Source organism: Tardiphaga sp., from assembly GCF_044340795.1.
GTDB lineage: Bacteria > Pseudomonadota > Alphaproteobacteria > Rhizobiales > Xanthobacteraceae > Tardiphaga.
Window position 1 is genome coordinate 1 of record NZ_JBIISY010000110.1, and the last position, 19,248, is coordinate 19,248.

The 19,248-nt window shown below is 62.6% G+C and carries 23 protein-coding genes and 2 tRNA genes; 16 read left to right on the forward strand and 9 right to left on the reverse strand.

What is annotated here, in order from left to right:
• Positions 1-214: 214 nt before the first annotated feature.
• The 7 genes from ACIQ17_RS18150 to ACIQ17_RS18180 all read right to left on the reverse strand — a co-directional run bounded on the left by ACIQ17_RS18150 (position 215) and on the right by ACIQ17_RS18180 (position 5,738).
• A complete protein-coding gene (locus ACIQ17_RS18150) occupies positions 215-1,897 on the reverse strand; it encodes a hypothetical protein (protein WP_398470463.1) in 1,683 nt (560 codons plus the stop codon).
• Positions 1,898-2,064: 167 nt separating this feature from the next.
• A tRNA-Val gene (locus ACIQ17_RS18155) sits at positions 2,065-2,141 on the reverse strand.
• Between the two features lie 64 nt (positions 2,142-2,205).
• Entirely contained in the window at positions 2,206-2,382 is a 177-nt protein-coding gene (locus ACIQ17_RS18160; protein WP_398470464.1) for a hypothetical protein, read from the reverse strand.
• A 5-nt stretch (positions 2,383-2,387) separates the two neighbouring features.
• On the reverse strand, positions 2,388-3,002 hold the full coding sequence (locus tag ACIQ17_RS18165) for an acyl-homoserine-lactone synthase (protein WP_398470465.1): 615 nt from the start codon (positions 3,000-3,002) through the stop codon (positions 2,388-2,390).
• A gap of 89 nt (positions 3,003-3,091) precedes the next feature.
• Positions 3,092-3,826, reverse strand: a complete 735-nt coding sequence (locus ACIQ17_RS18170; RefSeq protein WP_398470466.1) for a LuxR family transcriptional regulator — start codon at positions 3,824-3,826, stop codon at positions 3,092-3,094.
• Positions 3,827-4,071: 245 nt separating this feature from the next.
• Entirely contained in the window at positions 4,072-5,331 is a 1,260-nt protein-coding gene (gene pepT / locus ACIQ17_RS18175) for a peptidase T (RefSeq protein WP_398470467.1), read from the reverse strand.
• A gap of 89 nt (positions 5,332-5,420) precedes the next feature.
• On the reverse strand, positions 5,421-5,738 hold the full coding sequence (locus ACIQ17_RS18180) for an HU family DNA-binding protein (protein WP_398470468.1): 318 nt from the start codon (positions 5,736-5,738) through the stop codon (positions 5,421-5,423).
• A 245-nt stretch (positions 5,739-5,983) separates the two neighbouring features.
• On the opposite strand from ACIQ17_RS18180, the gene ACIQ17_RS18185 reads away from it, so the two are divergent.
• Positions 5,984-6,060, forward strand: a tRNA-Asp gene (locus tag ACIQ17_RS18185).
• Positions 6,061-6,180: 120 nt separating this feature from the next.
• Here ACIQ17_RS18185 and ACIQ17_RS18190 read toward each other — a convergent pair.
• Positions 6,181-6,423 carry a DUF3072 domain-containing protein gene (locus ACIQ17_RS18190; protein ID WP_398470469.1) on the reverse strand — a complete coding sequence of 81 codons (243 nt, stop codon included), beginning with the start codon at positions 6,421-6,423 and terminating at the stop codon, positions 6,181-6,183.
• 248 nt (positions 6,424-6,671) lie between these two features.
• Here ACIQ17_RS18190 and ACIQ17_RS18195 point away from each other — a divergent pair, with 248 nt between their 5' ends.
• On the forward strand, positions 6,672-6,890 hold the full coding sequence (locus ACIQ17_RS18195; protein WP_398470470.1) for a hypothetical protein: 219 nt from the start codon (positions 6,672-6,674) through the stop codon (positions 6,888-6,890).
• Between the two features lie 4 nt (positions 6,891-6,894).
• Here the strand turns inward: ACIQ17_RS18195 and ACIQ17_RS18200 are convergent, their stop codons facing one another.
• Positions 6,895-7,242, reverse strand: a complete 348-nt coding sequence (locus ACIQ17_RS18200; RefSeq protein ID WP_398470471.1) for a hypothetical protein — start codon at positions 7,240-7,242, stop codon at positions 6,895-6,897.
• 460 nt (positions 7,243-7,702) lie between these two features.
• Here ACIQ17_RS18200 and ACIQ17_RS18205 point away from each other — a divergent pair, with 460 nt between their 5' ends.
• The 14 genes from ACIQ17_RS18205 to ACIQ17_RS18270 form a co-directional block, all read left to right on the forward strand.
• Entirely contained in the window at positions 7,703-8,068 is a 366-nt protein-coding gene (locus ACIQ17_RS18205) for an NADH-quinone oxidoreductase subunit A (protein WP_398470472.1), read from the forward strand.
• Positions 8,059-8,673 (forward strand): NuoB/complex I 20 kDa subunit family protein, encoded by a 615-nt coding sequence (locus ACIQ17_RS18210; protein ID WP_398470473.1) that lies wholly within the window; start codon positions 8,059-8,061, stop codon positions 8,671-8,673. Before ACIQ17_RS18205 ends, ACIQ17_RS18210 begins: the two co-directional genes overlap by 10 nt.
• 40 nt (positions 8,674-8,713) lie before the next feature.
• Positions 8,714-9,325 carry an NADH-quinone oxidoreductase subunit C gene (locus ACIQ17_RS18215; protein ID WP_398470474.1) on the forward strand — a complete coding sequence of 204 codons (612 nt, stop codon included), beginning with the start codon at positions 8,714-8,716 and terminating at the stop codon, positions 9,323-9,325.
• The gene (locus ACIQ17_RS18220; protein ID WP_398470475.1) at positions 9,325-10,518 is read left to right on the forward strand and encodes an NADH-quinone oxidoreductase subunit D; all 1,194 of its coding nucleotides are present in this window, start codon (positions 9,325-9,327) and stop codon (positions 10,516-10,518) included. Before ACIQ17_RS18215 ends, ACIQ17_RS18220 begins: the two co-directional genes overlap by 1 nt.
• On the forward strand, positions 10,515-11,480 hold the full coding sequence (locus tag ACIQ17_RS18225; protein WP_398470476.1) for an FkbM family methyltransferase: 966 nt from the start codon (positions 10,515-10,517) through the stop codon (positions 11,478-11,480). The genes ACIQ17_RS18220 and ACIQ17_RS18225 overlap by 4 nt, the downstream gene beginning before the upstream one ends.
• A gap of 11 nt (positions 11,481-11,491) precedes the next feature.
• Positions 11,492-12,280 carry an NADH-quinone oxidoreductase subunit NuoE gene (gene nuoE / locus ACIQ17_RS18230; RefSeq protein ID WP_398470477.1) on the forward strand — a complete coding sequence of 263 codons (789 nt, stop codon included), beginning with the start codon at positions 11,492-11,494 and terminating at the stop codon, positions 12,278-12,280.
• Positions 12,277-12,492, forward strand: a complete 216-nt coding sequence (locus tag ACIQ17_RS18235) for a hypothetical protein (protein ID WP_233026010.1) — start codon at positions 12,277-12,279, stop codon at positions 12,490-12,492. Before nuoE ends, ACIQ17_RS18235 begins: the two co-directional genes overlap by 4 nt.
• 11 nt (positions 12,493-12,503) lie before the next feature.
• Positions 12,504-13,829 carry an NADH-quinone oxidoreductase subunit NuoF gene (gene nuoF / locus ACIQ17_RS18240; RefSeq protein WP_398470478.1) on the forward strand — a complete coding sequence of 442 codons (1,326 nt, stop codon included), beginning with the start codon at positions 12,504-12,506 and terminating at the stop codon, positions 13,827-13,829.
• Between the two features lie 5 nt (positions 13,830-13,834).
• Positions 13,835-15,880, forward strand: a complete 2,046-nt coding sequence (gene nuoG / locus ACIQ17_RS18245; protein ID WP_398470479.1) for an NADH-quinone oxidoreductase subunit NuoG — start codon at positions 13,835-13,837, stop codon at positions 15,878-15,880.
• Between the two features lie 4 nt (positions 15,881-15,884).
• Positions 15,885-16,910, forward strand: a complete 1,026-nt coding sequence (gene nuoH, locus ACIQ17_RS18250; RefSeq protein WP_398470480.1) for an NADH-quinone oxidoreductase subunit NuoH — start codon at positions 15,885-15,887, stop codon at positions 16,908-16,910.
• A 7-nt stretch (positions 16,911-16,917) separates the two neighbouring features.
• Complete coding sequence (gene nuoI, locus ACIQ17_RS18255) at positions 16,918-17,406, forward strand: NADH-quinone oxidoreductase subunit NuoI (protein WP_211908800.1); 489 nt, start codon at positions 16,918-16,920, stop codon at positions 17,404-17,406.
• A gap of 9 nt (positions 17,407-17,415) precedes the next feature.
• On the forward strand, positions 17,416-18,054 hold the full coding sequence (locus ACIQ17_RS18260) for an NADH-quinone oxidoreductase subunit J (protein WP_398470481.1): 639 nt from the start codon (positions 17,416-17,418) through the stop codon (positions 18,052-18,054).
• Complete coding sequence (gene nuoK, locus ACIQ17_RS18265; RefSeq protein WP_211908799.1) at positions 18,051-18,359, forward strand: NADH-quinone oxidoreductase subunit NuoK; 309 nt, start codon at positions 18,051-18,053, stop codon at positions 18,357-18,359. The genes ACIQ17_RS18260 and nuoK overlap by 4 nt, the downstream gene beginning before the upstream one ends.
• Positions 18,360-18,366: 7 nt before the next feature.
• On the forward strand, positions 18,367-19,248 hold an 882-nt coding region (locus ACIQ17_RS18270), incomplete at its 3' end, for a proton-conducting transporter membrane subunit (RefSeq protein WP_398470482.1).

Below are 19,248 nucleotides of genomic sequence, written 5' to 3' on the forward strand. Positions count from 1 at the left end.
AGATTCGGCCATACGGATGAGGCTTTCCGCCTCACGGCCGCGGTCATGGGAAGAAGCTGCGGCGGTCATCGCGCGCCCCTCCGGTAGCCCCGGCGCCGATCGGCCATGCGGTGAGACGTGCCGGCCTTGATGCGCTTGGCGGTCTCAGTCTCGCGCTTGACGACGGGCGCCTTGGCTGCGGGCTGCGATAGGCGGCGGGGAGGGAGGAAGCGGATCATGGGCGGGCTCCAATGGCGAAAAGCCAATCGGCGGCGCGCACCAGCCCGTTCGACGGGTAGCTGATGAGGTCTTTCGTTTTCAGCGCGCTGCGTGGGTTTGTGTAGCTGGTGGACGAGGCCGAGTAGTTGGCGCCGCTGGCCGCTGCTTCGTTGTCGATTGCATCCGGGTGGTGTTGCGCGACCGATCGAAGGATGCGGGCCTCGGGGCCGGGGAGGTTCGACAGCACGAAGTCGAGCAGGGAGCCGGGGAGTGAGATCGCTGCGCCATAGGCGGTCCCCTTGGCCGTCAGCGACAGGCGGTCGCCGCTCGGATACTCGATCAGCCCCCCGGTTTTCAGCGCGCTTCGCGGGTTGGTGTACGACGTCGACGATGGGCTGTAATTCGCCAACCAGGCGACTTGAGCGTTGCTCGGCGCGCCTTCGCCCATCTCCAGCCAGGTCGCCAAGGAGTTGAGAATGCGCTGCTGAGGCCCCGGCAACGATCCTGTTGCCGCCGGTTGTGATGGCTTGAGGGCTGGCCGGGCTGGCGGCGCCGCGACGTGCGGCCCCGGCGTGGGGGCAACGGTGTCTAGGCCGTCCAGCGAACTGGCCGCAACGGCGATGGCGTCGCCAAGCCAGTTTTTGATCGCGGTCAGCGCCGCCTTTGCGCGCTTCTCTCCCTGGTTTACGCCTTCGGCCAGCCCCTGCTTATAGGCGTTCTCTACGGCAGCCCGATCGACGGCAGGCGCTCTCGCGGCCAATGCCTGGGTCAAGCGAGCCACTTCAGCCTTCAGCGCCTTGGGGTCGTTGGCCTTGGTCTCGGCTTCTATGGTCGATAGCCGGTCTTTCAGCGCGCCCAGATCCAGCGGCTTCAACGTCGCTGTGCGCTTGGATTCGCCGCGCTTGGGCGTGCGGGAGGAATCAAAGGTTGCCTTCTCGGGGAAAGCCGCCGTCTCCAGGATCGAGCGGCCCGGCACCCACACGACGCCTTGGCCGCGCTGCATGGCGGGCAGGGACGCCAAGATTGTCTTGCCCTGCTGCTGGTCGGCCTGACCCTCGATCCATGCGCCGATGGCGGCCCGGTCCTGCGAGGCCGTGAGCTTGAACGCCACCATGCCGTCGGCTTGGCTCAGGACGTCTTTGGACAGCACTGCCGGCCGTTGCGTGATCAGCCACGGGATGAAGCCTTTGACCCGGCCGCGCCGGACGATGGTCTCCATGATGCCGAGTAGCCGGGCGGCGTCGCCGTCCTTGTCCATCAGCCGCTGAGGCGCGAACATGTCGGCCTCGTCAACGACCAGATGCAGCGGCTCGCCGGCGGTCTTGCGGTAGAGCGCGGTCAGGAACGCCAGCATGAACCGGCGCTCGCCGGCCTTGGTGCCAATCTGGCTGAGGTCCACGATGCACGACTCGGCCATGCCGGCGACGGTCTCGCCGATCAGGGCGCCGGCGTGTTCGTTGATGGCAATGTCGCCATGCGGGCCGCCGAAGATCACCACATTGAAGGGCGATGGCGTTTTGCCGTCGGCGCGCAGCCGCAAGCCCCACCAGACCCCGAGCGGGTCGGCGATCACCACGCGCGCGGCGCGGTGCAACAGCATCTCGACGCCTGTGCCGGCGTTGTATGTCTTGCCGCTGCCAGCGGTTCCGACGAAGGCGAGTCGATCGTCGAGCGCATCCTTTGGGATGGGGTAGCTCATGACTGGCGGCCCTCCCGGAGCGAACGGGAAGGGCGGGCACCACGATTGACGGAACATGGGCGCGTCGGATCAACCGCGGTTACGATTGAAACGCTATTGAAACGCGCGCGAGAGCCAAATGCGGCCGTCGCGCGTTTCGGGAAATGTGATATATTGGAAGGGCTTGCTGGTGGGCGGCGAGAGATTCGAACTCCCGACCCTCTCGGTGTAAACGAGATGCTCTAACCAGCTGAGCTAGCCGCCCAAGGCAGATGCCTCTGGCGCCTGTTTAGCGCCAGTGCCGCCGAACGGCAAGCCGTCTCGGGCAGTCAACGCTCCATCGTCTTCGCGATTTCGATTCCTTCATTGAGCAGCGCCATGCGCAGCAGGTTGTAGGTCGTTTTCGACCGGCACGAATTCGCCAGTTGCAGCGCATGCAGCATGGTGACGATCAGATCGTCTGCGTCTTTTCCGCCCTGGATCACTTTCAGATGACATTCCTTCATCGGGGTCAGGCAATCTGGCGCGAGGCAACGGCCGCGCCGAACACGGTTTCATGGATCGCCACCTTGTCCCGCACGCGGGCGTGGCATTGTTCATTGACGTGAAACAGCACGGCAATGGTCGACTCGCCGTCGATCATGGCGGGCAGGCCGAGGGGTTCGATCTCGAAGCCGACCCCCTGCAGGATCGGAATGCGCAGCGGATTGATCACCGAGGTGAAACCCGACAGGCCTTCCATCAGTCCATATTCCTGGATCGCGGCGAGCAACTCGAAATAGTGCCGGCTGCGGCGCTCGGATTTTCGCATGGCAAATCGCGTGAGTTCGAGCACGTCGCTGCGCCGGATGATGGCGCCTTCGACCAGATGCGGGAATTGCTCGCTCAGCATGTGCGGCAGCACGGTCGGATAGAGGCGGTAGCCACCCGCCACGTTGCCGGTCGGATCGGCAGCGACGAGATAGACCGCCGCATCGTCGTCATACTGGTCGCGCTCGTGGGTGCCGTCGATATCGAAATCGGTCCAGCCGCGATCCTTGACGAAGATCTCGTGGCGCAGACGGAATTGCTTGTCGAGGAGATCACCGTGGCGCTTCGCGTTACCGCTATTGATGATCTCGATCATGAAAACCGTCCCACGCTGCTCTGCGTGGACAATTTTCATGGTCTGGCGGATCGCGACATTCCGTGGACAGGGGATTGACAATCGCCAAATCAGAAGGCGATGAGGCCTCGCTTGATCGCTTCCGCCACAGCCTGCGCGCGTGTATGCGCGTTGAGCTTGTGCATAGCCGCGGTGACCGTCTTGTTCACGGTGTCCTCGGAGATGCTGAGGATCACGCTCGTGTCCCAGGCCGTCTTGCCGGCGGCGACCCAACTCATGACCTCGCGCTCGCGCGCACTCAGTACGGCCGGCTTCGGCTGTTGGCGCGAGCGCAGGATGGCGAATCGGTTGAACGCATACATGGTGACGAGTTCGATCGCGGAATTGGCTTCCGGCGTGCGCTCCACCTCATGGCCTGCGAGCGACAGGCCGGCCTGATAGCCGTTCATGCCGTGCACGGGCGCGCAGAGACCATAGCGCAGGCCGTAATCGACGGCGGCGATTTCCATGATGTGGCGCGACGTAGCGCTGACGGTATCGAGCTGGATGTCCGACCATGCAAACATTTCTGCCTGCTGGCGAATGCGCGGCGCAACGGGATCATGCGCGTAGAAATTGGAGCTGCGATATTGTTCGGCCCAGCTCTTCGGCCAGGCGCGCCACAGAACGCGATCCTCGAATGGCTGATGGCTGCCTGCGGAAGTCAGGAAGCAGACATGGCCGTAGCCGAACGATGCCGCAGTCCCGGTGATGATGTCGCCGACGGCGGCAGGAGATCTCGCACGGCCGATCTGTTCGATAGCGGACAAAGCGTTCTGAAAATACTTGCCTCTGAATGAATCCATCGGCGCTCCCACATCCGATCTCAAGAATTTTCTGAAAGCATAGACGCGCTCGGCCATTCCCGCGCCGAAGCGCATCGTGAGCCGTTATACGGGCAGGATAGCCAGGCGCGAATTGGACGCAATCAGCCGGAAGGCGAATGCGCGGGCGTCTGGCAAATTTGATCGGGAGACGAGCGCAAGAGTAGCGACCAGGTGCGCCCTGCAACCATGTGCGTGGTTGCCGGGTACCGGATGCATGGGCGAGCCTAAGTCGACCGCTCTTCCCAGATCATCGCCAGATGCACGATGGTTTCAGCGGCCTTCTCCATGTCCTGCACGCTGACCCATTCGGTACGGCCGTGGAAGGCGTGCTCGCCGGCAAAAATATTGGGGCAGGGCAGGCCCATGAAGGACAGCCGCGAGCCATCGGTGCCGCCACGGATGCTGCCGCGCACGGGCGTCAGGCCGGTTCGGCGGATCGCCTCGACGGCGTAGTCGACGCCATGCGGGTGCTGATCGATCACCTGCTTCATGTTGCGATATTGCTGGCTGATGGCGATTGATGCCGTCGAATGCGGATAGGACGCCAGCACGTCATCGACGATCGATTGCAGCAGCGCTTCCTTTTCCCTCAGCCCGTCGTCCGTGAAGTCGCGGACGATCAGGCTGAGCGTCGCTTGCTCCAGCGCGCCGGATATCCCGGTCGGATGCAGAAAGCCTTGCTTGCCCTCGGTGGTTTCAGGCGCCGCATCCTTCGGCAGGCGGGCGACGATCTCTGCAGCGATCTTGATGGCGTGCTCCATCTTGCCCTTGGCAAAGCCGGGATGGGCGGCAACGCCAGTGATGCTGATCACCGCGGCATCGGCGGAAAACGTCTCGTCCTCGATATGGCCGGCAGTCTCGCCATCCATCGTATAGGCGAAATCGGCGCCGAGCTTTTTCAGGTCGACCTTGTCGACGCCGCGGCCGATTTCCTCGTCCGGCGTGAACAGGATCTTGATGGCGCCGTGCCTGATGTCGGGATTGGCGATCAGGAATCGCGCGGCATCCATGATCTCGGCAATGCCGGCCTTGTTGTCTGCGCCAAGCAATGTCGTGCCATCGGTGGTGATGATGTCGTGGCCGATCTGGTCGGCAAGCGCCGGATTGTCCTTCGCGCGAATAACCAGGGTCTTGTCCGCGGGCAGAACGATATCGCCGCCCTGATAGTTGCGGATGATCTGCGGCTTCACATCGGCGCCGCTGCAGTCGGGCGAGGTGTCCATATGCGAGCAGAAGCAGATCACGGGGACCGGCCTGTCCGTGGTCGCCGGGATCGTCGCATAGACATAGCCATGCTCGTCGAGATGCGCGTCGGCGAGGCCCAGCGCCTGCAGCTCGCGCGCCAGCAAGGCACCGAGGTCTTTCTGCTTGGCCGTGGATGGGCAGCTGGGCGAGGCGGGGTCGGACTGGGTGTCGATCACGACATAGCGCAGGAAGCGCTCGGTGACGTCGTGGGTGAAGGAAATGGCCGACGTCGCTGTCATGGATCACTCGCCAGAGATGGACACCCGATGGTCTGTAAAGCGGCGCTTCGGGCCGTGGCCCGAAGCGCGATCACATTTCAGGCGCAGTCTCAGACCGCGTCCTTGAGCTCCTTGGCCGGGCGGAAGGCGACCTTCTTGCTGGCCTTGATCTGGATCTCTTCACCGGTGGCCGGGTTGCGGCCGGTGCGGGCGGCGCGGGTGCGAACCTGCAGGATGCCGAGGCCGACGATACGGATGCGGTCGCCGTTCTTCAGGTGCTCGGTCATCTTGCCGACCATGTCGGTGAGAATCTCTTCGGCCTTCTTCTTCGACAGCTCGTGATTCTCGGCCAGTGCGGCCGCCAGATGCTTGAGGGTGATGGTCGGAGGCGCGGGCGCCTTCGCGGGGGTGTCTGGGGTATCTGCCATGAGAACTGGCCTTTCCGTTATAAACCGTCACAAAACCTGGGACGCTGCAGGGCTTAGACGATTCTATGCAAAGCCGCCTACGTCGTTTTGCCAGTAAAATATGGGGTTATTTGCATTCGCCGCCTTGAAACGGCCGAACCGCAGGCGGGTGGGGACAGGTTTGAAAAAGGTCATGCCAAGCTGCTTGACTTCGTCATGACGTCCCTTTATTCCCACCCTCACTGCGGGACACAGTCCACGTCCACGCGGGAGTAGCTCAGTTGGTTAGAGCGCCGCCCTGTCACGGCGGAGGCCGCGGGTTCGAGTCCCGTCTCTCGCGCCATTCCATCCGGAATGGCGAGACGATGCAAAATCCTCACATATCAATCTGATCGACCGAACCACGCTCCATGCGACGGTATCTGCACGTCCGCATTCCCGTCGTTCAAATCATGCGTCTGTCTCAGAACGAATCCGCCAGCGCGATCTCGTCACGCAGCATCTGGATACGCCGGGCGGCCTCGGCGCGGGTCAGGTCCTTTTCGAACTGCCTGGGCTGGTAGGCTTCAATCGCCAGCGATTTCAGTGTCAGTGCCTGGCTGCGCGTCATCGGGCCGGACAGCCGGTCGAGCAGCGCTTCGGCATCAAAGGGGGCAGGGGCCATCGCCGGCGCGGAGATGGCTGGGATCATCAGAGCTTGGGTCACGGAAGCCTCCGGTCAGATTCGGCTTAAGAAGGTCTTGCGATTTAGTTCTTGTTTTGTTCTATATCGGAAATGACCGAACTCGCCAAGTTAAATTTCCGAATCGCCCGACTCCGTCAGCGTATGCGTGGAGTGCAGTCGGATATCCGGCTGCTGACCAATGCGGGCCTCGACTGCAGTGATGCCTGTGAAAGGCTGCGGCGGACGCAGCGCGAGATGCTTGAACTGATCGCCAGGCGAGGCTTGCTCGGATGAGAGCGCCGGATCCTGAGCCGTTACAGATCATCGCTTTGCGTGCAGAAATTTCTCAACTGGGTGCTGCGATCGCGCAGTTGCGCCGAGCGGGGCTCGGCAACGCCGCCGCTCAGTTGCTGCTCGCCCGCAAGCGCGCGGAACTGGATGGATTAGTGATGCGACGGACACGCAGCGAGGAGACCGCGCCAGCCATGCCGGCGCAGCCGTCAAGCTAAGGCCTCACATCCTCTTCGAGTCGCCGCCGGCCGTATTCGACATCATGGGCATCATTGGCATCATCATGCCACCGCCCATCATGCCCGTATCGTTCCTGGGCTTCATCATGCCCATCTTCTGCGCGTTCATCAGATGCTTGTTGCAGCCACGCATGTCGCCCTTCGACATTGCGACATTGGCCATGCCGATCTCACGATCCATCATCATCTTCTGCTGGCCATCCGGCATGGCGGTGGACATGTTGTTCACCTTCATCATGCCATCGCCGCTGCAACCCATCATCGGCTTGGCCGCTGCCGGGGAGAGGGCGAGAACCGAAAGCGCTGCTGCCGTGATCAAGAATTTCGTCATGGGAACCTCTTGTCATTCAAAGGCCAGCACAGCGCTGGCTCTCTGGATACGGATTTCCTGAGATTTGGTTCGCCAGGAGAATGATTTTTTCGACGGTGCATTGCAGCAACACAGGCCGGGCAGGCGGCTCAACGGGCCTGCGGACGCGGTGGGTGCACCTATACGTTGTCGGCTGAACGGACCGGGCCTTGACGCGTTACCCTGTGCAGACGCCTGCGGCCGCGATGTGCGGCAATTTCAACCTGCGGGAAACCCTGTCGCAAGGTTTGCATGAGAGAGCAGGCGGGCGTTATCGGCGGTTGAGCCTGTTGCCTAGCTTGAAGGCGTATCGCGCATGGCAGGGGCGGAAAACTGTCAACATGGCTCGTCTTGCATGGCTTGTTGCGCTGCGCTAAGGCTCAGAACCATTCCAATGTTCGAATCTGTGGCAGTTTCCGCGCCACGGGGTTAGGGATCGCCGATGAACGGCATCTTGCAGAATTATCTTCCTCTCGTGGTCTTTATTGGCATCGCTTCCGTCATCGGTTTGTCGTTGCTGATTGCGCCATTCCTTGTCGCCTACCAGAATCCGGACCCGGAAAAGCTGTCCGCATATGAATGCGGATTCAACGCTTTTGACGATGCCCGCATGAAGTTCGACGTGCGCTTCTATCTGGTGGCGATTCTCTTCATCATTTTCGACCTCGAAGTCGCGTTCCTGTTTCCGTGGGCCGTGGCCTTCGGGCAGATCGGCATCGCCGGCTTCTGGTCGATGATCGTGTTTCTCGGCGTGCTTACCGTCGGCTTCGCCTATGAATGGAAGAAAGGCGCGCTCGAATGGGATTGAGCCCTCACACTGCCAAGGCTGCCAACGCGGCGCCGTCGATCGGCAGTCCGCTGGTGGCGCCGGCCGCCACTGGCATCATCGATCCGTCCACCGGCAGGCCGGTCGGCGCGAACGATCCGTATTTCCTCGAAGTGAATGCCGAGCTGTCGGACAAGGGCTTCTTCGTCGCTGCGGCTGACGATCTGATCACCTGGGCCCGCACCGGCTCGCTGATGTGGATGACCTTCGGTCTTGCCTGCTGCGCGGTCGAGATGATGCAGGTGTCGATGCCGCGTTACGACGTCGAGCGCTTCGGCTTCGCGCCGCGCGCGTCGCCGCGCCAGTCGGACGTGATGATCGTCGCCGGCACGCTGACCAACAAGATGGCGCCGGCACTGCGCAAGGTCTATGACCAGATGCCGGAGCCTCGCTATGTGATCTCGATGGGATCATGCGCCAATGGCGGCGGCTACTACCACTATTCCTATTCAGTGGTGCGCGGCTGCGACCGCATCGTGCCGATCGACATCTACGTGCCGGGCTGCCCGCCCACTGCTGAAGCGCTGCTCTACGGCGTGCTGCTGCTGCAGAAGAAGATCCGGCGCATCGGCACCATCGAACGGTAAGCTTGCGAACGCTAAGACTGCGAACCTTTAAGGCTATGTCATGGACGATGTGAGGCTCGACACACTGGGTCAGACGATTGTCGGCGCCCTGCCGGGTGCCGCTCTCGCGCATTCGGTCGCTTTCGGCCAGCTGACGATCATTGCGGAAACGTCGAAGATCGTCGAGGTCATGCGCTTCCTGCGTGATGATCCCGGCTGCCGTTTCGTCAACTTCACCGATGCCACTGCGGTCGATTATCCCGGCCGCGAGAAGCGTTTCGACGTCGTCTATCACCTGATGTCGCCTTTCCTGAATGCGCGTCTGCGCGTGAAGGTCGCTGCATCGGAAACCACTCAGGTGCCGTCGATCATCGACGTGTTTCCGGGGGCCGACTGGTTCGAGCGCGAGGCCTATGACCTCTATGGCGTGATCTTCGTCGGCCATCCCGACATGCGCCGCCTGCTGACGGATTACGGTTTTGACGGCCATCCGCTGCGCAAGGACTTTCCGCTCACCGGTTTCGTCGAGGTTCGCTACGACGACCAGGAAAAGCGCGTGATCTACGAGCCGGTCCGGCTCAACCAGGAATTCCGCAAGTTCGACTTCCTGTCGCCATGGGAAGGCGCCGACTATCCGGTGCTGCCCGGTGACGAGAAGGCAGGGGTTAAGTGATGAACGATCAGCCCGGCGTCCGTAATTTCACGATCAACTTCGGCCCGCAGCATCCGGCAGCGCATGGCGTGCTCCGTCTCGTGCTGGAGCTCGATGGCGAAGTCGTCGAGCGCGTCGATCCGCATATCGGCCTGCTGCATCGCGGCACCGAGAAGCTGATCGAGCAGAAGACCTATATGCAGGCGATCCCGTATTTCGATCGCCTCGACTACGTCGCGCCGATGAATCAGGAGCATGCCTTCTGTCTCGCCGCTGAAAAGCTGCTCGGCATCACCGTGCCGCGCCGCGGCCAGCTGATCCGCGTGCTGTATTCGGAAATCGGCCGCATCCTGTCGCATCTGCTCAACGTCACCACGCAGGCGATGGATGTCGGCGCGCTGACCCCGCCGCTGTGGGGATTCGAAGAGCGCGAAAAGCTGATGGTGTTCTACGAGCGCGCCTCGGGCTCGCGCATGCATGCCGCATTCTTCCGCGTTGGCGGCGTCCATCAGGACCTGCCGCCCGCGTTGATCAACGACATCGACGCCTGGTGCGACGCGTTCCCGCAGGTGCTCGACGATCTCGAGACGTTGCTCACCAACAACCGCATCTTCAAGCAGCGCAATGTCGATATCGGCGTCGTGAAGCTGGAAGACGCCTGGAAGTGGGGCTTCTCGGGCGTCATGGTGCGCGGTTCGGGCGCCTCGTGGGACCTGCGCAAGTCGCAGCCTTACGAGTGCTATGCCGAGATGGATTTCGACATTCCGATCGGCAAGAACGGCGACTGCTACGATCGCTACTGCATCCGCGTCGAGGAGATGCGGCAGTCGACCAAGATCATGAAGCAGTGCATCGCCAAGATGCGCGCGCCGGACGGACAGGGGCCGGTGGTCGTCGACGACCACAAGATTTCGCCGCCGCGTCGTGCCGAGATGAAGCGCTCGATGGAAGCGCTGATCCATCACTTCAAGCTCTATACCGAAGGCGTTCACGTGCCCGAGGGCGAGGTCTATGCCGCCGTGGAAGCGCCGAAGGGCGAGTTCGGCGTGTATCTGGTCTCGGATGGCAGCAACAAGCCGTACAAGTGCAAGATCCGCGCGCCGGGCTTTGCGCATCTGCAGGCGATGGACTTCCTGTGCCGCGGCCACCAGCTGGCCGACGTCTCGGCGATCCTGGGCTCCATCGATATCGTGTTCGGTGAGGTCGATCGGTGACATTGACGCCGCCCATCCAGTTTGACCGCGCCTCCGGCGCGCTCCAGGGGGTAAACCTCTGGGAGCGCACGATGGCGTGCGTGCTGGCGGCCGGCTCGAAATTGTCGGCGTCGTTCTCGCATCGCGGCTACAACATGTGCGCCAATCTGATGCGCGCGACGGTACTGCCGGCGCGCAATCTGGTGGTGAAGCTGAATACGGATGCGCTGTTCGCATTCCCGTTCGGCGACGGCTACTGGAGCAAGCTGCTCGACCGCAGCTTCTCCTACGAGGACGAGCTCGAACTCCTGTTCAAGAACTCGGTCGACGTCGATTACACGCTGCTCGATTGCGGCGCGAACTATGGCTACTGGTCGGTGCTGGTCTCGAGCGCGCCATTCGGCTCGCACAAGGCGATTGCCATCGAGCCGTCGGGCGAGAATTTTCCGAAGCTCGCCAACAACGCCAAGATCAATCGCGATCGCTTCGAAGTCATCAAATGCGCCATCGGTTCGGTGCGCGGCACCGCGCGCCTGTCGGGCACCAAGCATGAAGCCTTCAGCATCGCGGGCGACCAGAGCGCTGGCGAGGAAGTGCCGGTCATTGCGCTGGACAATCTGCTCGACGACGGCAAGCTGTCCATGAGCGGCAAGTATCTCATCAAGCTCGACGTCGAAGGCGTCGAGATCGAGGCCATCAAGGGCGGCACGCGATTGCTGCAGGGCGACTCGGTCATCATGTGCGAAGAGCACGGCAATGACCCCGCGCACACGGTCTCGCGCTACATTCTGGATCAAACACCGCTGTCGCTGATCGTGCATGATCCCGCCACCAACCGTTTCGAAACCGTGACCGAGCTGTCGATTCTCGATCGCATCAAGGTGTCCACACACGTTGGCTACAATGTGTTCGGCACCTCCAGTGCGTTCTGGCTCGATCGCTTCAACAGCCTGAATGCGAGCGCGGCGCGCCGCGCTCACTGAGAGTAACCACCATGTCTGTCCGCCGTCTGGCCCCGAAAGAACAGCAGCCCGCATCCTTCGACTTCACGCCCGAGAACCTGGCGTGGGCGAAGAAGCAGATCGAGAAGTTTCCGCCCGGCCGGCAAGCGTCCGCGGTGATCTCGATCCTGTGGCGCGCGCAGGAGCAGCACAATGGCTGGGTGTCGGAAGCTGCGATCCGCTACGTCGCCGACATGCTGGAAATGCCTTATATCCGCGTGATGGAGGTTGCGACCTTCTACACGATGTTCCAGCTGCAGCCGGTCGGCAAGAAGGCCCATATCCAGGTCTGCGGCACCACGCCCTGCATGCTGCGCGGCGCCGGCGACCTCATCGATGTCTGCCAGCATCGCATCCATCACGATCCCTTCCATGTCTCGGAAGATGGCGATTTCTCGTGGGAGGAGGTCGAGTGCCTCGGCGCCTGCGTGAACGCGCCGATGGTGATGATCTGGTCCGACACCTATGAGGACCTCACCAAGGACAGCATGAACAAGCTGATCGACGGTTTTGCTGCTGGCAATCCGCCGAAGCCGGGTCCGCAGATCGAGCGTCAGTATTCCGCGCCGGAAGGTGGTGCGCGCGTGCTGAAGGATACGTCTGCGAACTACACCAAGCAGTTTGACGCTCCGCCGAAGGAGCCGGCGCTCGCCGATGCCGAGCCGAAGAAGGCGGGCGAGTCCGCCAATGTCCAGGAACGTCCTGCGCCGAAGCCGCCTGCGGCTGATGCAACCAAGGACAATCCGCCGAAGGACAAGACTCCGAAGGAGCCCAAAAAATGAAGCGGGCGCGCGCCAAAGCCATTGCATTGAAGTCGGGGGACGATGCCATGAACAAGTGGCTGTACATGTTGCTGCACACCGCAGCTGCGGCTGCATTCATGTTCATCCTGCAGCGTTTCGTGCTGCAGTCCACGCTTGAATCGAGCTTGATCTGGGCGATGGCCTTCGGCCTTGGCGCCGCGGTGATCGCCTTCAAGCAAACCAATCGCTGATCGAGGAAGCCATGCTCGACGACAAGGATCGCATCTTCCGCAATCTGTACGGCCTCGAAGACTGGGGTCTCGATGGCGCACGCCGCCGTGGCGGTTGGGATGGCACCAAGACCATCATCGACAAGGGCCGCGACTGGATCATCAACGAGATGAAGGCGTCGGGCCTGCGTGGCCGTGGTGGCGCCGGCTTCCCGACCGGCATGAAGTGGTCCTTCATGCCGAAAGAGAGCAAGGACGGCCGTCCGAGCTATCTTGTGATCAATGCCGACGAGTCCGAGCCGGGCACCTGTAAGGACCGCGAGATCATGCGCCACGACCCGCATACGCTGGTCGAAGGCTGCCTGATCGCGTCTTTCGCGATGGGCGCGAATGCGTGCTACATCTATGTGCGCGGTGAATTCATCCGCGAGCGCGAGCGCCTGCAGGCCGCGATCGATCAGGCTTACGACGCCAATCTGATCGGCAAGAACAACATCCATGGCTGGCCGTTCGACCTCTATGTGGCTCACGGCGCCGGCGCCTATATCTGCGGTGAAGAGACCGCGCTTCTCGAGAGCCTCGAAGGCAAGAAGGGCCAGCCGCGCCTGAAGCCGCCATTCCCGGCGAATGTCGGCCTCTATGGCTGCCCGACCACCGTGAACAACGTGGAGTCCATCGCGGTTGCGCCGGACATCCTGCGTCGTGGCGCGTCGTGGTTCGCCGGCATCGGCCGTCCGAACAATGTCGGCACCAAGCTTTACGGCATCTCCGGCCACGTCAACACGCCCTGCGTCGTCGAAGACGCCATGAGCATTCCGTTCCGGGAGCTGATCGAGAAGCATGGCGGCGGCATCCGCGGCGGCTGGGACAATCTGCTCGCGATCATTCCGGGCGGCGCATCGTGCCCGCTGATCCCGGCTGCGGATTGCGAAGAACTCATCATGGATTTCGATGGCACCCGTGCCGTGAAGTCCTCGTTCGGCACCGCCGGCGTCATCGTCATGGACAAGTCCACCGACGTGGTCGCCGCGATTGCCCGCATCAGCTACTTCTTCAAGCATGAGAGCTGCGGTCAGTGCACGCCGTGCCGCGAAGGCACCGGCTGGATGTGGCGCGTGCTCACCCGCATGGTCGAGGGCCGCGCCCATAAGCGCGAGATCGACATGCTGCTCGAAGTTACCAAGCAGGTCGAAGGCCACACCATCTGCGCACTCGGCGATGCCGCCGCGTGGCCGGTGCAGGGCCTGATCCGCGCCTTCCGCCCGGAGATCGAACGCCGCATGGACGAGTTCAGCCGCAAGGCTTCGCTCGACGACCAGGGCATTCTCGATCCCGCGCATCTGGTCGCGGCGGAGTAAGGGCAATGACGAAACTGATCATCGACGGTAAAGAGATCGAGGTCCCGGCGGAATACACGCTGCTGCAGGCGTGCGAAGCCGCGGGCGCCGAGATTCCGCGCTTCTGCTATCACGAGCGTCTGTCGATCGCCGGCAACTGCCGCATGTGTCTGGTGGAAGTGAAGGGCGGACCGAAGCCCGTCGCGAGCTGCGCCTGGGGCGTCCGCGACTGCCGTCCGGGCCCGAATGGCGAGCCGCCGGAAATCTCCACGCGTTCGCCGATGGTCAAGAAGGCCCGCGAAGGCGTGATGGAGTTCCTGCTCATCAACCACCCGCTGGATTGCCCGATCTGCGATCAGGGCGGCGAGTGCGATCTGCAGGACCAGGCGATGGGCTATGGTGTGGACACCAGCCGCTTTGCCGAAAACAAGCGCGCCGTCGAGGACAAGTATCTCGGCGCGCTCGTGAAGACCTCGATGACCCGCTGCATCCAGTGCACGCGCTGCGTCCGCTTCGCTGCGGAAGTCGCCGGTGCGCCGGAAATGGGCGCCATCGGCCGCGGCGAGGACATGGAGATCACCTCCTTCCTCGAAACCGCGCTGACCTCGGAGCTGCAGGGCAATCTCGTCGATATCTGCCCGGTCGGCGCGCTGACCTCGAAGCCTTATGCATTCGCGGCGCGTCCGTGGGAGCTCGGCAAGACCCAGTCCATCGACGTGATGGACGCGGTCGGCTCGGCGATCCGCGTCGATACCCGTGGCCGCGAAGTGATGCGCATCCTGCCGCGCGTCAATGAAGCGGTGAACGAGGAGTGGATCTCGGACAAGACCCGTCACGTCGTTGACGGCCTGCGCACCCAGCGCCTCGATCGTCCCTTTGTTCGCGAAAACGGTAAGCTGCGCGCCGCGACCTGGACCGAAGCTTTCGGCGCCATCGCTGCCAAGGTGTCGGCTGCCGGCAACAAGGTCGGCGCCATCGCCGGCGATCTCGCTGCGGTCGAGGAAATGTTCGCCATCAAGGCGCTGCTGGCCTCCATGGGCTCCAGCAACGTTGCGACGGCAAGCACCGCCAGCTTCGACGCCAGCGCGGGCCGTGCGTCATACATCTTCAATCCGACCATCGCCGGCATCGAGCAGGCCGATGCGCTCCTGATCGTGGGCGCCAATCCGCGCAAGGAAGCGGCCGTTCTCAACGCCCGCATCCGCAAGGCCTGGCGCGGTGGGAACCTGAAGATCGGCCTGATCGGCGAGAAGGCCGATCTGACCTATCGCTACGATCATCTCGGCGCCGGCACCGATACGCTGGCTGACGTGATCGGCGGCAAGCACTCGTTCGCTGACGTGCTCAAGAACGCGAAGAACCCGATCGTGCTGGTCGGCGCAGGCGCGGTCTCGCGTGCGGACGGTGCAGCCGTACTGGCGCAGGCTGCCAAGCTTGCGTCTGACATCGGCGCCATCAAGGACGGCTGGAACGGTTTTGCCGTGTTGCACGCGGCGGCGTCCACTGTCGGCGCGCTGGATATCGGCTTTGCCGGCGGGCAGGGCGCTGCCGGCGCGGATGTCGTGTTCTCGCTTGGCGCCGATGACGTCGAAATCGCTCCCGGCGCGTTCGTCGTCTATATCGGCACCCATGGTGATCGTGGCGCGCACCGCGCCGACGTGATCCTGCCGGGCGCGGCCTATACCGAAAAGTCCGGCCTGTTCGTGAACACCGAAGGTCGCGTGCAGATGGCGGAGCGCGCCAGCTTCCCGCCGGGCGATGCCCGCGAGGACTGGGCGATCATCCGCGCACTGTCCGACGTGCTCGGCAAGAAGCTGCCTTTCGACTCGCTGGCGCAGCTGCGTCAGGCGATCTTCAAGCAGGCGCCGCATCTGATGCGCCTCGACCAGATCGAAGCCGGCGATGTCGCCGGCATCAAGACCCTCGCAGGGAAGGGCGGCAGCGTCGACAAGGCGCCGTTCAAGAGCCCCGTCGAGGATTTCTACCTCACCAACCCGATCGCGCGTGCGTCAGCAGTCATGGCGGAATGCTCCCGCCTGGCCTCGGGCCAGTTGCTGACGGCGGCGGAGTAAGACGATGGCTGAACTCTGGACTAGCACTCTCTGGCCGCTGATCATCATGATCGCGCAGAGCCTTCTCGTGCTCGTATTGCTACTGGTGGCAATCGCCTACATCCTGCTGGCTGACCGCAAGATCTGGGCAGCGGTGCAGATCCGCCGCGGCCCCAACGTGGTCGGCCCGTTCGGCCTGCTGCAGTCCTTTGCGGACTTGCTGAAATTCGTGCTGAAGGAGCCGGTGGTTCCGTCGGGCTCGAACAAGGGCGTGTTCCTGCTGGCGCCGCTGGTGTCGTGTATCCTGGCGCTCGCCGCCTGGGCCGTGATCCCGTTCAATCCCGGCTGGGTGATCGCCGATCTCAATGTCGGCGTGCTCTATATCTTCGCGATCTCGTCGCTGTCGATCTACGGCATCATCATGGCCGGCTGGGCGTCGAACTCGAAATACCCGTTCCTGTCGGCGCTTCGTGCAGCTGCGCAGATGGTGTCCTACGAAGTCTCGATCGGCTTCGTGATCATCACCGTTCTGCTCTGCGTCGGTTCGCTGAACCTGTCGGCCATCGTGATGGCGCAGGACTCGAAGTGGGGCATCCTCGGCTGGTACTTCATCCCGCTGTTCCCGATGTTCGTGGTGTTCTACGTCTCGGCGCTGGCTGAAACCAATCGTCCGCCCTTCGATCTCGTCGAAGCGGAATCGGAACTCGTCGCGGGCTTCATGACGGAATACGGCTCCACCCCGTATCTGCTGTTCATGCTCGGCGAATATGTGGCCATCGTCTCGATGTGCGCGCTCGCCACCATCATGTTCCTCGGCGGCTGGCTGTCGCCGATCCCGTTCGCACCCTTTACCTGGGTGCCGGGCATCATCTGGTTCGCCATCAAGGTGATGTTCATGTTCTTCCTGTTCGCGATGGCGAAGGCAATCGTGCCGCGCTACCGCTACGACCAGCTGATGCGTCTCGGCTGGAAGGTGTTTCTGCCGCTCTCGCTGGCCTACGTGATCATCGTCGCCGGCGTGCTGCAATTCGGGGGCCTGGCTCCGAAATGAGGTCGCTATGAATATCAGGGCAACAGCTCACTCGCTTCTGCTGGCGGAGTTCGCGCAAGCGTTCGTCCTCGCCATGCGGTATTTCTTCAAGCCGAAGCCGACCTTGAACTATCCGTTCGAGAAGGGCCCGATCTCGCCACGCTTCCGCGGTGAGCACGCACTGCGCCGTTATCCCAACGGCGAAGAGCGCTGCATCGCGTGCAAGCTGTGCGAAGCGGTCTGCCCGGCGCAGGCCATCACCATCGAGGCCGGCCCGCGCCGCAATGACGGCACCCGCCGCACCGTGCGCTACGACATCGACATGGTGAAGTGCATCTATTGTGGACTGTGCCAGGAGGCCTGTCCGGTCGACGCCATCGTCGAGGGGCCGAATTTCGAATTCGCCACCGAGACGCGCGAGGAGCTTTTCTATGACAAGGCCAAGCTGCTCGCCAATGGCGACCGCTGGGAACGCGAGATTGCAAAATCGCTCGCGCTCGACGCACCGTATCGGTAAGGGGCAATCATGATCTTCCCCGCACTGTTCTTCTATCTGTTCGCCGGCGTTTGCGTCGCCTGCGCGGTCATGGTGATCGCGTCGCGCAATCCCGTGCATTCCGTGCTGTTCCTGATCCTCGCTTTCGTGAACGCGTCCGGCCTGTTCATCCTGATGGGCGCCGAATTCCTGGCGATGCTGCTGATCGTCGTCTATGTCGGCGCGGTCGCGGTCCTGTTCCTGTTCGTGATCATGATGCTCGATGTCGACTTCGCGCAGCTGCGCGAGGGCTTCATCCAGTATCTTCCGGTCGGCCTCCTGGTTGGCGCGATCTTCCTGGCCGAGCTGCTGCTCGTCGCCGGCGGCTGGGTCATGAACCCGAATGCCGGCAAGGCGATCACCGCACCGATCCCGGGCAGTGTCACCAACACCGAGGCGCTCGGCCTCGTGCTGTACACGACCTACATCCATTACTTCCAGCTCGCGGGTCTCGTGCTGCTGGTCGCCATGATCGGCGCCATTGTTCTGACCCTGCGTCACCGCGGCTATGTCAAGCGCCAGGATATCAATGTCCAGAACGCGCGCACCAAGACCATGGCCATGGATGTGCGCAAGGTGCCGGCCGGGCAGGGCCTGCAGGACTCGGATTCGGGGAGCTGGATCAAATGACCATCGGTCTCGGACATTATCTCGCCGTCGCGGCGATCCTGTTCACGCTGGGTATTCTCGGCATCTTCCTGAACCGGAAGAACATCATCGTCATCCTGATGTCGATCGAGCTGATCCTGCTGTCGGTCAACATCAACATGGTGGCGTTCTCGACCTTCCTCGGCGACATCGTCGGCCAGGTATTTGCGCTGCTGGTGCTGACCGTGGCTGCTGCCGAAGCAGCGATCGGTCTCGCCGTGCTCGTCGTGTATTTCCGCAACCGCGGTTCGATCGCGGTTGAAGACGTCAATCTGATGAAGGGCTGAGCCAGTTATGATCCAGGCTCTTGTATTCCTGCCGCTGATCGGTGCGCTGATCGCTGGCGCCATCGCCCTCATGGGTGCGCATCAGCGCAATCCCAGCGGCGACGAGATGGACCACGCGCATGGTCACGACGACCATGGTCACGGTCATGCCGACGCCCACGCGTCGCATGCGCATGATGATCACGGCCACGGCCATGATGATCACGACGATCACCACCACATTGCCGAGCCGGCTGCTTTCGGTTCGCGCGCGGCCGAGCTGATCACTGCCGGCCTGCTGGTGGTGTCGGCGGCGCTGTCCTGGATCACTTTCGCCGACGTTGCCTTCAATCACCACGACCTCCGCGTCGTGCTGCTGAGCTGGATCAATTCGGGCGACCTGCAGCTGTCCTGGACGCTGCGCGTCGATACGCTGACCGCCGTGATGCTGGTCGTCGTCACCACGGTGTCGTCGCTCGTGCACATCTATTCGCTCGGCTATATGGAAGACGATCCGAACCGGCCGCGCTTCATGGCCTATCTGTCGCTCTTCACCTTCATGATGCTCATGCTGGTGACCGCGGATAACCTGCTGCAGCTGTTCTTCGGCTGGGAAGGCGTGGGTCTGGCGTCGTATCTGCTGATCGGTTTCTGGTTCAAGAAACCGTCTGCGAATGCCGCCTCGATCAAGGCCTTCGTGGTCAACCGTGTCGGCGACTTCGGTTTCCTGCTCGGCATCTTCGGCATCTTCATGCTGCTGGGCACCACCGATTTCGACACCATATTCGCCGGTGCGCCCGCTCTGGCTGGCAAGACCATCAACTTCTTCGGCTGGCATGCCGATGCACTGACCCTGTGCTGCCTGCTGCTGTTCGTCGGCGCCATGGGCAAGTCGGCCCAGTTCCTGCTG